We start from the raw sequence: 13,728 nt of genomic DNA, 5'->3' as shown, positions 1-13,728 counted from the left end.
GCTAAATCGTTTAAAATAACAACAGAAACAATCAATGTTGTTCTGTTGTTATTAAAATGTTGATAGCTGAATTGTCTTATCCGTATGTTAAAACGCTCACTTACGACTTACGATTTATAACCATTAGGATTATTTTTTTGCCAATTCCACGTATCTTTCATCATTTGTGTTAAATCTCGCTCAGTTTTCCAACCTAATTTTTCTAATGCTTTTTGAGGATTGGAATAACACGTTGCTATATCCCCTGGGCGGCGTTCAACTAGCTTATAAGGAATTTGAATATCATTTGCTTTTTCGAAGGCTTTTACCATATCCAAAACGGAATATCCAATTCCCGTGCCTAGATTATAAATATGACAACCTGGATCATTTTGGTGTTTCTCCAGTGCTTTTAGATGCCCAATTGCAAGATCGACCACATGAATATAATCACGCACACCTGTACCATCGTGTGTATCATAATCACTACCGAAAACTGAAAGCTGTGGTAATTTTCCTACTGCTACTTGACTGATATAAGGCAATAAATTATTTGGAATACCATTAGGATCTTCACCAATTAAACCACTTTCATGCGCACCGACAGGATTAAAATAGCGAAGTATGACAACACTCAAGTGCGGATTTGCACTCACTGCGTCTTGTAAAATACGTTCTACCATAAATTTAGATGTGCCGTAAGGATTAGTTGTTCCACCAACTTTACAAGTTTCGGTAATTGGAATGATTTCAGGGTCTCCATAGACAGTTGCTGATGAACTAAAAACTAAGTTATATATGCCTGCTTTTAGCATTTCTTCCAGTAACGTAATCGAACCGTTCACATTATTCTGATAATAGTGCAACGGTTTTTTTACGCTTTCTCCTACCGCTTTCAATCCTGCAAAATGGATCACCGCTTCAATTTTATGTGTTGAAAAAATACGCTGTAGTATTTCTCGATCTAAAATGTCGCCTTGATAAAAAGTGATATTTTTTCCGGTAATTTGTTGTACTCGCTGTAAAGAAACTTCCGAGGAATTTGATAAATTATCTAAAACAACAATTTCAAAATGATGATTCAATAATTCAACAACCGTATGCGAACCGATATAGCCGGCACCGCCGGTAACTAAGATTGCCATGTTTTGCTCCTACTCCTAAATAAGAAATGAACGATAACTTTTGTCCATTCTACACTTATTTTAAACTCCGCTCTAATAAAAACCGCACTTATGAGTGCGGTTCAAAAACAAAATTAAAACGATATTAGCGTTTTCTTAAAATTAACATTAAAACAGCTAATGTTACGCCACAAGCGATAAAACCTAACAATCCGGATAACGTGAAACCGACAACTAAGTAGCCTACAATTGTTGCCATAGCTAATGTTAACGCATAAGGTAATTGTGTTGTTACGTGATCCATGTGGTTACATTTCGCTCCGGTAGAGGACAAAATTGTTGTATCAGATACAGGGGAACAATGATCTCCACAAACTGCACCAGCCATTACCGCAGATAAGCAAGGTAACATTAATTCAGGGGCAGCATTTGATGCAATTTCTGCGGCAATTGGTAGCATTATTCCAAATGTTCCCCAGCTGGTTCCTGTGGAAAATGCCATCACTGCACCGAGGATGAAAAGTAATGCCGGTAACGTTGCAATAGGAAGATTGCCAGATACAAGGCTGGATAAATATGTCCCTGTTTGCATATCTTTCACAACCGAATTAATCGTCCATGCAAAGCACAGAATTAAAATGGCACCGGACATCGATTTTGCACCCAATCCCCAAGATTTAATATATTCATTTAAACTAATCTGACCATCAGTTAAAATACAGAGAGTAACCATCACCACTGAGGCAATTCCACCAACAACGAGAGAAATCCCTACCGTTGTGTTTTCAAATGCACCCAGCACGCTAAAGGCTTTACCGTCAGCAATTAATGCTTGTCCGCCGGTATACATCATCATTGCCACAGTTGCTACAATCAATACCACTATTGGCAAAACAAGATTTCGTACATGCCCTTTTATCTTTGTTTGTATTTCAACTTCTCTTTCTGTATCCCCTCTCTCTAATGCCAATCTTTCATGTCTCGCCATTGATCCAATATCAAATGAAAAATAAGCCACGAAAAATACCAATAAAATAGAGAAAATTGCATAGAAATTCATTGAACTCATCGCCATAAATGCACCGATTGGAGAGTAATCGGTAATGGCATAAGTTGCTAATAGTCCCGAAATCAAGGTAATGATATAAGCCCCCCAACTGGATACAGGCATCATAACGCACATAGGTGCTGCTGTTGAATCAAGAATATAAGCTAATTTTGCTCGAGATACATTGAATTTATCCGTAACCGGACGGGCAATTGCACCAACCGCTAAACTATGGAAATAATCATCAATAAATGTAACGAATACCAAAGCAGCCGCCATTAATTTTGCACCACGACGACCTTTAATACGTTTCTGAGCCCATTCAGCAAAGGCTTGGTTACTACCGGATACAGTTAAAAGTGCGGTCAAAATACCAAGTAAAACTAAAAAGAGGATAATATTTATTGTGTCCCACGCAAATGCGATTGAGCCGTTTTCTTCAATACTATAAACCAAAGCGGAGATATGATTCCACAAATAAGGAATACTATCCAATATGGATGTATCTTTGGTCAACATTAAAGCACCGGTAATAATACCAATGCTTAAAGATAAAATGACTTTCCGAGTTACAATGGCTAATAGCAAAGCTAATATCGGTGGAATAACCGAATAAATAGATGTGGAATAATTTACAAGTTCCATGTTGTTCTTCCTAATTTAAGGGAGAACCACTGAGATTGATATTTTAAATATAATTAAAATAAGGTGATCGAAATAACCCATACCAACCTAACCAGTAGCGCTCCATAGTGGATAAATACTATGACAGTGACGTTTCTTTCGAATACGCCCCCAACCAATTAAAATGACTTTTAATTGATTTCGGCAACTATTCCTTTCATTTTTTTCATCGTTATCCACTCAAAAAATTACTTATAACAGCCGCACCTCTACATATGTAGGAGCGAGTAAGATTACAATAAGAAAATCAAAATTCCAAGTATTAATCTATAATTAATGTAAAATAATTAAACTAATATATAAAATTAAAATTTAGACTATTTTTAAATTAAGATTTACCTAAAAATATTTTTTCGTTATTATTTGAAAGCGAATTATCAATATAAAATTAAGGAGTAAAAATGTCTGACCTATTAAAAACATTAACCAGTATTCGAGCATTGCGTGTAGCAACAAAAGAATTCACTCTGCAAGAGTTAGAAAGTATATTGGAGAAATTTCAATTAATTACAAATGAACGACGTCAACTAATTGAAGAAAATCAACGAAAAGAACAAGAACGTTTGGAACGTATCGCAAAATATAAAGCATTGCTAGCACAAGACGGCTTAACCTTGACTGATTTAGTCGATGATCCAACCTTTACCACTAAACGCCCTCGTAAAAAAATAGCTCCTCGCAAAGCAAAATACCAGTATACAGATCAAAATGGTAAAGTAAAAACTTGGACGGGGCAGGGGCGTATGCCTTTATCTCTGCAAGCGGAATTAAATACAGGAAAAACATTGGCTGATTTCGAAATTTAATCATGCTATAAATCTCTAACTTAAGTTTTTATTAACTTAACACAATAAATCACTATTTATTATGGTTGAAAATAAAATCCTATTAACAGATTGTCCTGATGATAAAGGTTTAATCGCTAAAATTACTAATATTTGTTACAAACACCAGCTCAATATTATTCATAATAATGAATTTGTTGATTTTGAAACTAAACACTTTTTTATGCGTACTGAATTGGAAGGTATTTTTAATCAACAAACTTTACTTGCCGATTTAGACTATAGTTTACCGAATGGTACAAATTGCCGTTTAGTTGATGCAAAAAGAAAACGTATTGTAATTTTAGTTACCAAAGAGGCACATTGCGTAGGCGACATTTTAATGAAAACCTATTATGGCGGATTAGATGTAGAAATTGCCGCTGTGATTGGGAATCATGAAACTTTATGTTCGTTAGTCGAGCGTTTTGATATTCCGTTTCATTGTGTAAGCCATGAAGGATTAACTCGAGTAGAACATGATAAATTACTAGCTGAAAAAATTGACGAATATGCTCCAGATTATATTGTTTTGGCTAAATATATGCGTGTTTTAAATCCCGAATTCGTCAGCCGTTATCCCAATAGAGTGATTAATATTCACCATTCATTTTTACCCGCATTTATCGGTGCAAAACCTTATCATCAAGCTTATGAAAGGGGGGTTAAAATTATTGGTGCGACAGCACATTTTATTAATAATGAGCTAGATCAGGGACCAATTATTATGCAAAATGTCATTAATGTTGATCATACTTATAATGCGGAAGCCATGATGAAAGCTGGACGTGATGTAGAAAAAGCGGTACTAACGCAGGCTTTAGATTTGGCACTTCATGACAGAATTTTTGTGTATCAAAATAAAACTATCGTTTTATAAAAAATCTGCCTCTTATGTTAAGAGGCAGGTAGATAATAGAAACTACATGAATTTTAACTATTCGATAGTTCTTAATAATTCGTTAATGCCTACTTTGCCTAACGTCTTCGCATCAACTTTTTTTACAATTACTGCACAATAAAGATTATATTTACCGCACTTGGAAGGTAAGCTACCTGATACAACGACTGAACCCGCCGGAACACGACCATAGAAAATCTCGCCGGTTTCACGATCGTAAATTTTGGTTGATTGACCGATGAATACCCCCATGGAAATTACGCACCCCTCTTCAACAATCACACCTTCCACAATTTCAGAACGTGCACCAATAAAGCAATTATCGCCGATAATCGTTGGATTTGCTTGCAATGGCTCCAATACTCCGCCAATCCCTACGCCTCCGGATAAATGCACATTTTTACCGATTTGTGCACAAGAACCCACTGTTGCCCAAGTATCGACCATTGTCCCTTCACCGACATAAGCACCAATATTGACAAAAGACGGCATTAAAACAACACCTTTAGAAATATGAGAACCTTTACGAACAACCGCTCCCGGTACGGCTCTAAATCCTTCAGTTTTAAAACGTTCTACATCATAATCTGCAAATTTCACCGGCACTTTGTCATAATATTTTGTTTCTGCACCATCAACTACAACATTGTCATTTAAACGAAAAGAAAGAAGAACCGCTTTTTTCAACCATTGATTAACAATCCATTCGCCTTGTTCATTTTTCTCCGCAACACGATAAATACCTTTATCTAATCCTTCAATCGCTTCATCTACCGCCGCTCTAAGTTCTGCTTCAGCATTTGTCGGGGTAATTTCTGCTACACGTTCAAATGCACACTCAATAATATTTTGTAAATTCGACATATCGTTTCCTAATTAAGAGTAAATAAAAATTCGGTGTCTTTTGTATCATATTTCTCAACAAAACTCATCTTTTATTGTTAGCTCAAACTCAATTATCTTTTTAATCATCAAAAAAACTGTATAATTGAATAGAATTTCATCATTTCTAGTCAACATTCATTTGTTATAATGTTGTCGATTTTTTCAAATAAGCAAGGAACATTTTATGACGATGACAACTCAACAACTTATCTCCAAGCTCACCGACATTGTAGGCAATAAATTTATTATTACAGATCCAAGTAAAACTGAAAGTTATCGTAGCGGCTATCGTTTTGGCAACGGAAATGCGATTGCTGTTGTTCGCCCTACCAATTTGGTTGAATATTGGAACGTATTAAAAGCCTGTGTTGAGGCTGATGTAATTATTATCAATCAAGCGGCAAATACCGGTTTAACCGGAGGATCAACACCAAGCGGTAATGACTATGATCGTGATATTGTGATTATCAATACAATGTATATGAACGGTATTCAGCTAATCAATAATGCCGAGCAAGCCGTTTGCTTACCTGGTTCGACATTAAATGAATTGGAAATTTTATTAAAAACACATGGGCGTGAGCCTCATTCCGTTATCGGTTCATCCTGTATTGGTGCTTCTGTTATTGGCGGTATATGTAATAATTCAGGCGGTGCATTGGTGCAAAGAGGACCGGCTTACACAGAAATGGCACTTTATGCTCAACTTAATGAACAGGGAGAATTGGAACTCAAAAATCATTTAGGCATTGACTTAGGTAATGATCCTGAAGAAATTTTGGAAAATTTACAAAACCAACGTTATCAACGCAAAGATATTCAACAACATTGTGGCAGAGGACACGATCATTCTTATTGCGAACATGTACGCCAAATTGATGAAAACTCTCCAGCAAGATTTAACGCTGATCCAAGCCGACATTATGAAACCTCCGGGAGTGCCGGAAAATTAGCTGTTTTTGCAGTCCGCTTAGATACGTTTCCGATGGAAAAACATACCGCAGTTTTCTACATTGGAACAAATCAAACAGATGTGTTAAACGACATTCGTCGCCATATGTTAGCTAATTTCCAACAATTGCCAATCTCTGGCGAATATATTCATCGTGATGCTTTTGACATTGCCGCCAAATACGGTAAAGATACTTTTTGGATTATTAAAAAATTTGGCACACACCGCTTACCTAAATTATTTGCCTTGAAAGCTAAAGTTGACCGAATCGCCAAAAAAGTCAGTTTTTTACCCAATGATTTCAGTGATAAGTTTATGCAAATTTTATCAAAAGCGATGCCGGAACATTTACCGAAATCTTTATGGCAATACCGTGACCAATATGAACATCATCTTATTGTAAAAATAGGTGGTACAGGTGTTCAAGAAGCTCAAGAATACTTAAAAGAGTATTTTTCCGATAACTCTAAAGGTAATTATTTCCAATGTAATGCAGAAGAAACTCAAGCAGCAATGTTACACCGTTTTGCTGTTGCTTCAGCTGCAATTCGTTATCGTGCAATTCACGATAAAGATGTTGAAGATATCGTTGCTTTGGATGTTGCCTTGCGTCGTAATGACAAAGAATGGTTTGAAAAATTACCTGCTGAAATTGAAAATAAAATTATACACAAACTTTATTACGGTCATTTTATGTGCCATGTTTTTCACCAAGACTATATCATTAAAAAAGGTCATAATTGTATAGAATTGGAACACCAAATGCTTGATTTATTAGATCAGCGTGGTGCGGAATATCCGGCGGAACATAATGTTGGGCATTTGTATCAAGCAAAACCGGAATTACGCAAATTCTACAAAGCCCTTGACCCAACAAATAGTTTCAATCCGGGAATAGGTCAAACCTCAAAGAAAAAATATTGGCAATAACCGCTTTACCAAATTGAATTAAAAGGGAAAATAATCAAGTTATTTTCCCTTTTGTGTAAAGTGCGGTCATAAAATTTAAAATTTTACTTACACAATCAAGAATAATTCTTATTGACTTTTAATCTATTAAAGTATTTAATACAGCTCTTTCGTATCCTTTACTTAATATTTATTCTTACAAGGAGTTTTCATGAAAAAATCACTCAGCACATTAACCTTAGCCTTAGCAGCGACCGTTTCCGCCAGTGCTTTAGCTGCAAATGAAGTTAATGTTTATTCCTATCGTCAACCTTATCTTATTGAACCGATTTTAAAAGAGTTTGAAAAAGAAACAGGGATTAAAGTTAATGTTCTTTTTGATAATAAAGGCTTAGTTGAACGTGTAAAACGTGAAGGTGAATTAAGTCCAGCAGACGTATTATTAACTGTTGATATTAAACGTGTGATGGAAATTGTGAATGCGGGTCTTGCACAACCTATCCATAGCGAAATCTTAGAAAAAAATATTCCAGCACAATATAGAGATGCTAATGATCAATGGTTTGGACTAACAACTCGTGCTCGTGCGATTTACACTTCTAAAGATCGTGTAGGTAAATTACCTGCTGATTTCACTTATTATGACTTAGCAAAACCTGAATTAAAAGGAAAAGTTTGTGTGCGTTCTGGTAAACACACTTACAACGTTTCTCTTGTTGCTTCTATGATTGCTCATGATGGTGAAGCAAAAGCAAAAGCATTTTTAGAAGGACTAAAAAACAACTTGGCACAAAAACCACAAGGTGGCGATCGTGACCAGGTTAAAGCAATTAAAGAAGGTGTATGTGACTATTCTTTAGGCAATAGTTACTACTTCGGAAAAATGCTAGACGATGAAAAACAACGCTCTTGGGCGGAGGCTGTTTATATCAACTTCCCTAACCAAAAAGCAAAAGGTACTCACGTTAATATTAGCGGTATCGCTATTGCAAAATATGCACCAAATAAAGAAAATGCAATTAAACTTGCTGAATATTTAAGTGGTGATAAAGCACAGCATTTATACGCAGAGCTTAATCATGAATATCCAGTAAAAGCTGGTGTTGAACCGTCTGAAAAAGTAAAATCTTGGGGAACATTTAAGAAAGATCCGCTACCACTAAATAAAATAGCGGAAAACTACGATAAAGCATTAAAACTTATTGATGAAGTTAAATTCGATCTTTAATATTTGCTAAAAGAATAAGCCTAGTATGCTAAATCCACTAGGCTTTTTTCTTTGTTTATCCTGTTTCTAAACTGGGCATTTAATGATCTCACTGACTTTGAGTTTATGCTATAATTGCCCCATTAAACTTTACATTACTTTATAATTAGTTTTCGAATGTTTTTATTTTCCTCAAGATTAAATAAAATTATTTGGTTTTTAACCGCACTTTTTATTACGTTGTTTTTTGTAACACCGATCATTGCTATTTTTTATCAATCTTGGAGCCTCAATTGGCAAAACATTCAACATCTTTGGCAAACTGTTCTGTTTGATTATCTGCTAAACTCTTTGCTTCTCGTTATTGGAACTGTTTCTTTTAGTTTAGTTTTCGCTTTGCCTTGTGCTTGGTTTATTTCTCAATATCAATTTACCGGACAAAAAATCTTACAATGGCTATTGTGTTTACCTCTCGCTATGCCCGGCTATTTAGTTGCTTATCTTTATACGGATTTATTAGACTATGCCGGTGCTGTACAAGTATTTTTACGGCAAACTTTTTCATGGTCAAGTGCACAAGATTATTGGTTTATTTCCATTAGAACATTATGGGGAGCTTGCATTGTTCTTGCTTTAGTTCTTTTCCCTTACATTTTCCTATTAGTACGTTTAGCCTTATTGGAACAAAGCGAAAATTTAATTCAAAGTGCTAAATTACTTGGAAGCTCACCACGCAAGTTATTACAAAAAATTATTTTTCCTTTAACTCGCCCTGCAATTGCTATTGGTTGTGCTTTAGTTGCGATGGAAACCTTGGGCGATTTCGGCACTGTATCTTATTTTGCAGTGCCAACATTAACAACCGCAGTTTATGACACTTGGTTAGGACTGGGAGATCTCGGCTCGGCTGCTCAAATCTCAATGTTCATTTTATTGCTTATTTTTAGTCTCTTGTTGCTGGAAAATTATAGCCGTTACAAACAAAAAACCTATCAACGAGGGTATGAAAAAAAGACCGCACTTAAGCCATTAAAAGGAATAAAAGGCTTTTTAGTACAAACTTATTGCTGGGGATTAGTCACTTGTGCTTTCTTTATTCCTGTTGCACAATTGAGTTATTGGGCAATTCATTATTTTGAACAATCACAACTCTATAAATTTTCACAATATGCTTATAACAGTTTGTCAGTTTCTATTACCGCCTCAATTGTTTGTGTAATTTTCGCTCTACTTTTACATTTTTACCAACGCTTAAATCTACATTCAAATCACATACAACGTAGTGCACAATTCACCTTACGCTTTGCGAGTTTAAGCTACGCTATTCCAGGTACAGTTTTAGCGATCGGTATTTTAATTCCTTACACATTTGCGGATCATCAAATTAACGCTATACTGGCTCAGTTAAATTTATCTCCTGTAGGATTAATTTTTTCAGGATCAATGTTTGCTTTAGTTTCCGCTTATGTCATTCGCTTTTCCGCTATGGCTCTCGGAAGTATTGAAACATCATTACAAAAAATTCCTCCTACATTAGATATGGCAAGTCAAAGCTTAGGTACTAATGGCATAAAAATGTTAAAAAAAGTACACTTCCCATTACTTTCTAAAGGAATTTTAACCGCACTTTTAATGGTGTTTATTGAAAGTATGAAAGAACTTAACGCCTCATTGTTATTGCGACCTTTTAATTTTGATACCCTAGCAACTTATGTTTTTTCTTTTACTTCCGATGAACAATTAGAACATGCCGCTTTGCCTGCATTAACGTTAATTCTCGTTGGTTTAATCCCTGTTATTTGGCTCACTCGTTCACTCATTTTACATTCAGAAAAGGATCGATAATGAATAGTCTTAAAATTCAATCACTTAGTTGTCAATACAAACAACAAATTGTCTTACATCAACTCGATCTAGAATTGAAAAAAAATGAAATTTTATGTTTATTGGGAGCAAGTGGTTGCGGAAAAACGACACTATTAAAAGCCATCGCCGGATTACAGCCTATTACACAAGGAAAAATCTACTTAAATGGACAAGATTTAACACCTGTCCCTGTAGAACAACGCAACATAGGTTTTATTTTTCAGGATTATGCTCTTTTTCCTCATTTAACAGTCAAAGAAAATATTCAGTTTGGTTTGGATAAAAAAAGTGCGATGGAAAAAAAGCAAATTTCGCAAAATATGCTTAACTTAGTTCATCTAGATGGACTGGAAGATCGTTACCCTCACCAACTGTCAGGAGGTCAACAACAGCGTGTCGCTATTGCTCGAGCCTTAGCATGCAAGCCAAAACTACTATTGCTTGATGAGCCTTTTTCAAATATTGATAGCCAAGTTCGCTATCAAATGATTGATGAGATTAAACAAATAGTGAAACAACAAAGCATTTCAGCAATCTTTGTAACTCACAGCAAAGAAGAAGCATTTGCTTTTGCCGATAATATTGCATTGATGAAAGATGGAAAAATTATTCAAGTCGGAGCAACAGATCAACTCTATTACCAACCTAACAGTAAATTTGTGGCTGAATTTTTAGGTAAATATAACTATATTGATTGCTATATTGATCAACAAAATCAATTACATTCAATCTTTGGTATACAGCCTATCGACAACTTACTCACACTCGCTGATCAATCTCCACTATTACAAAATACGGAGTTACATTGGCTGGTTCGCCCGCATCAAATTCAGGTCATACCAACTTTACAGGGACATGGCACAATAGCTCAAAGTCAATTTTTAGGGCAATATTATCAGTACCAAGTTACTCTATCTGATGTACAACAAATCACCATTCAAACAATGCAATCCTTAGAAATTGGACAAAAAGTACAATTGTTCTATCAAGATCCTAAGCCAATTCTCTTTCCTAAAACAAATATGTAAACATAATATTACATTTTGTAAAAATAAAATTACACTTTTAAAAAAATATAAGTTACAATAACCGCACTTTTATTTTCATTATGGGAGAAAAATATGAACAAAACGCTTGGAAGTACGCTTATTGTAGCGGGAACAACAATTGGCGGTGGCATGCTCGCTATGCCATTAACCTCAGCCGGAATCGGTTTTGGCTTTACACTTACTTTATTAATCGGGCTTTGGCTATTACTCTCTTTTGCCGCCCTACTTTTCGTTGAGCTATATCAGACTGTAGACAGTGATGCTGGAATTGGGACTTTGGCTGAAAAATATTACGGATCTTTCGGACGTATTCTTTCTACTGTTGTACTGTTAATTTTTCTTTACGCTTTAGTTTCAGCTTACATTTCCGGCGGAAGCTCTTTACTTGCAGGACTGTTGCCCACCATTCACGATGAACAAACCACATCTCGGATTGCAGGTGTATTATTTACTGTACTTTTCGGTATTTTCATTATTTCAGGCACAAATAGCGTAGATAAGATTAATCGCATCATTTTTTTCAGTAAAATTGCTTTCTTTGTTGTAGTGCTTTTCTTATTACTGCCTAAAGTCTCTTTAGAAAACTTACTCGCACTTCCAATTGATAATGCCTTAATCATCTCAGCAAGCCCTATTTTCTTTACCTCTTTCGGCTTTCACGGTTCTATTCCCAGCCTGAATAAATACCTTGATGGCGATGTAAAGGCATTACGCGTTTCTATCTTAGTCGGAACCTTTATTCCACTTGTTGCTTATATTCTATGGCAATTAGCCACTCATGGCGTACTAAGCCAAACAGAATTTTTGGCAATCTTACAACAAGATCCAACCTTAAATGGATTGGTGACAGCAACAATTACAATTACAGGAAGTGAAATTATTGGCGGTGCAGTTCGTCTATTCTCTGCATTTGCATTAATTACTTCATTCTTAGGTGTTGCCTTAGGTTTGTTCGAAGCAATTGAAGATCTGCTAAAACGAGTAAATATTTCAGCTAATCGTGTTTCAGTTGGTCTGCTCACTTTCTTACCGCCACTTGCTTTTGCACTATTCTATCCCCAAGGGTTTATTCTAGCTTTAGGATATGCAGGACAAATGTTTGCATTCTATGCAATCGTTTTACCTATTGCAATGGTATGGAAATTACGTAAAATTTACCCGCACTTACCGTATCGAGTAAAAGGTGGCTCCGCCTCCCTTATCGCTGTATTAGTTATTGGTGTATTTATTGTGATTATTCCATTCCTAGTTCAAGCAGGTTTATTACCAAGTGTGGTAGGTTAATTTATTAAACATAAGGAAATAATCATGAGTGATAAAACATTGCAACAAAAAGTGGCAGAAGCACACAATATGTGCCGTATCAAAGGCGATTCAATGCTGGATAATTCCGCAAGAGAAGTTGTTTTTGAAGCGGAATACGATACGGAAAAACAAGCGTTAAACGCTCGTGATTATTTTATTCAGAAAGCTCGTGATATTGAAAATGACCCTGCAAATATTGAGAGTCAAATTACCGACATTTCAAATGGTTTTCGTTTAAAAATGCGTATTGTTTTTGGTTGTCAAGCTGAAGTGGTTTTATTCCAAATGGCAATTCGCTAAATATTTAAAGGACATTTATTATGACGACTATTTCAAAAGAACACGTGCTGGATAGTTTTAATCGTCGTGCATCCACACGTTACTATGATCCAAATAAAAAAATCAGCGATGAAGATTTCTCTTATGTTTTGGAATTTGCTCGCCTTTCGCCAAGTTCTGTCGGCTCTGAACCTTGGCATTTTTTAGTAATCCAAAATCCGGAACTACGGGCAAAATTAAAACCTGTCAGCTGGGGGATGGCAACTCAAATTGACGATGCCAGTCATTTAGTTGTTATCTTAGCGAAAAAGAATGCACGCTATGATTCAGAATTTTTAGTACAATCCATGAAAAGACGTGGGTTATCCGGCGAACAAATACAAGCTACCAAAGAAAAATATCATCTCTTTCAAGCAGAACATATGAAAACGCTTGAGAATGACCGCACTTTATTTGACTGGGCAAGTAAACAAACCTATATTGCCTTAGCAAATATGTTAACTGGTGCTGCATTAATTGGAATAGACAGTTGTCCAATTGAAGGTTTTAATTATGAAAAAGTAAATCAAATTTTAACTGACGCAGGTGTATTAGATTCAGACGAATGGGGAGTTTCGGTAATGGCAACTTTCGGCTACCGAGCAAAAGAAATTAAGCCAAAATCCCGTAAATCCCTTAATGAAATCGTCACTTGGGTTAAATAATCTGTTCTGTGA

The 13,728-nt window shown here is 35.6% G+C and carries 12 protein-coding genes and 1 riboswitch; of the genes, 9 read left to right on the top strand and 3 right to left on the bottom strand.

Going from position 1 to position 13,728, the window contains the following annotated elements:
* Positions 1-107: 107 nt before the first annotated feature.
* Both galE and HSM_RS06500 read right to left on the bottom strand, forming a co-directional pair.
* Entirely contained in the window at positions 108-1,124 is a 1,017-nt protein-coding gene (gene galE / locus HSM_RS06505) for a UDP-glucose 4-epimerase GalE (RefSeq protein ID WP_012340419.1), read from the bottom strand.
* Positions 1,125-1,248: 124 nt separating this feature from the next.
* Entirely contained in the window at positions 1,249-2,796 is a 1,548-nt protein-coding gene (locus HSM_RS06500) for a Na+/H+ antiporter NhaC family protein (RefSeq protein ID WP_012340418.1), read from the bottom strand.
* A gap of 87 nt (positions 2,797-2,883) precedes the next feature.
* Positions 2,884-3,055: riboswitch (Lysine riboswitch) on the bottom strand.
* A gap of 181 nt (positions 3,056-3,236) precedes the next feature.
* On the opposite strand from HSM_RS06500, the gene HSM_RS06495 reads away from it, so the two are divergent.
* Positions 3,237-3,641, top strand: a complete 405-nt coding sequence (locus HSM_RS06495; protein ID WP_012340417.1) for an H-NS family histone-like protein — start codon at positions 3,237-3,239, stop codon at positions 3,639-3,641.
* Positions 3,642-3,702: 61 nt separating this feature from the next.
* Positions 3,703-4,539, top strand: coding sequence for a formyltetrahydrofolate deformylase (gene purU, locus HSM_RS06490; protein ID WP_011608939.1), 837 nt, complete (start codon positions 3,703-3,705; stop codon positions 4,537-4,539).
* A 57-nt stretch (positions 4,540-4,596) separates the two neighbouring features.
* Here purU and dapD read toward each other — a convergent pair whose 3' ends face one another.
* Positions 4,597-5,424, bottom strand: a complete 828-nt coding sequence (gene dapD / locus HSM_RS06485) for a 2,3,4,5-tetrahydropyridine-2,6-dicarboxylate N-succinyltransferase (protein ID WP_011608938.1) — start codon at positions 5,422-5,424, stop codon at positions 4,597-4,599.
* Between the two features lie 211 nt (positions 5,425-5,635).
* Between dapD and dld the strand changes: the two genes are divergently transcribed.
* The 7 genes from dld to HSM_RS06450 all read left to right on the top strand — a co-directional run bounded on the left by dld (position 5,636) and on the right by HSM_RS06450 (position 13,716).
* Positions 5,636-7,327: a D-lactate dehydrogenase gene (dld, locus tag HSM_RS06480; protein ID WP_041605289.1), complete on the top strand. Its 1,692-nt coding sequence runs from the start codon at positions 5,636-5,638 to the stop codon at positions 7,325-7,327.
* 190 nt (positions 7,328-7,517) lie between these two features.
* Entirely contained in the window at positions 7,518-8,534 is a 1,017-nt protein-coding gene (locus HSM_RS06475) for a Fe(3+) ABC transporter substrate-binding protein (RefSeq protein ID WP_011608936.1), read from the top strand.
* A gap of 156 nt (positions 8,535-8,690) precedes the next feature.
* Positions 8,691-10,358, top strand: a complete 1,668-nt coding sequence (locus HSM_RS06470; protein WP_011608935.1) for an ABC transporter permease — start codon at positions 8,691-8,693, stop codon at positions 10,356-10,358.
* Positions 10,358-11,407, top strand: coding sequence for an ABC transporter ATP-binding protein (locus HSM_RS06465; protein WP_012340414.1), 1,050 nt, complete (start codon positions 10,358-10,360; stop codon positions 11,405-11,407). Before HSM_RS06470 ends, HSM_RS06465 begins: the two co-directional genes overlap by 1 nt.
* A gap of 93 nt (positions 11,408-11,500) precedes the next feature.
* Positions 11,501-12,712: an aromatic amino acid transporter gene (locus HSM_RS06460; RefSeq protein ID WP_011608933.1), complete on the top strand. Its 1,212-nt coding sequence runs from the start codon at positions 11,501-11,503 to the stop codon at positions 12,710-12,712.
* 24 nt (positions 12,713-12,736) lie between these two features.
* Entirely contained in the window at positions 12,737-13,033 is a 297-nt protein-coding gene (locus HSM_RS06455) for a YfcZ/YiiS family protein (RefSeq protein WP_011608932.1), read from the top strand.
* A 20-nt stretch (positions 13,034-13,053) separates the two neighbouring features.
* Positions 13,054-13,716, top strand: a complete 663-nt coding sequence (locus HSM_RS06450) for an NAD(P)H-dependent oxidoreductase (protein WP_012340413.1) — start codon at positions 13,054-13,056, stop codon at positions 13,714-13,716.
* Positions 13,717-13,728: the final 12 nt, after the last annotated feature.

The organism is Histophilus somni 2336 (assembly GCF_000019405.1).
Classification (GTDB): domain Bacteria; phylum Pseudomonadota; class Gammaproteobacteria; order Enterobacterales; family Pasteurellaceae; genus Histophilus; species Histophilus somni.
The sequence above is the reverse complement of the archived record's forward strand: the minus strand, read 5'-3'. Positions and strand labels throughout refer to the sequence as shown.

Coding starts and splice junctions, on each gene's coding strand:
- HSM_RS06495 (WP_012340417.1), top strand. CDS start 3,237: ATGTCTGACCTATTAAAAACATTAACCAGTATTCGAGCATTGCGTGTA.
- HSM_RS06450 (WP_012340413.1), top strand. CDS start 13,054: ATGACGACTATTTCAAAAGAACACGTGCTGGATAGTTTTAATCGTCGT.
- galE (WP_012340419.1), bottom strand. CDS start 1,124: ATGGCAATCTTAGTTACCGGCGGTGCCGGCTATATCGGTTCGCATACG.
- HSM_RS06460 (WP_011608933.1), top strand. CDS start 11,501: ATGAACAAAACGCTTGGAAGTACGCTTATTGTAGCGGGAACAACAATT.
- purU (WP_011608939.1), top strand. CDS start 3,703: ATGGTTGAAAATAAAATCCTATTAACAGATTGTCCTGATGATAAAGGT.
- HSM_RS06475 (WP_011608936.1), top strand. CDS start 7,518: ATGAAAAAATCACTCAGCACATTAACCTTAGCCTTAGCAGCGACCGTT.
- HSM_RS06455 (WP_011608932.1), top strand. CDS start 12,737: ATGAGTGATAAAACATTGCAACAAAAAGTGGCAGAAGCACACAATATG.
- dld (WP_041605289.1), top strand. CDS start 5,636: ATGACAACTCAACAACTTATCTCCAAGCTCACCGACATTGTAGGCAAT.
- HSM_RS06470 (WP_011608935.1), top strand. CDS start 8,691: ATGTTTTTATTTTCCTCAAGATTAAATAAAATTATTTGGTTTTTAACC.
- dapD (WP_011608938.1), bottom strand. CDS start 5,424: ATGTCGAATTTACAAAATATTATTGAGTGTGCATTTGAACGTGTAGCA.
- HSM_RS06500 (WP_012340418.1), bottom strand. CDS start 2,796: ATGGAACTTGTAAATTATTCCACATCTATTTATTCGGTTATTCCACCG.
- HSM_RS06465 (WP_012340414.1), top strand. CDS start 10,358: ATGAATAGTCTTAAAATTCAATCACTTAGTTGTCAATACAAACAACAA.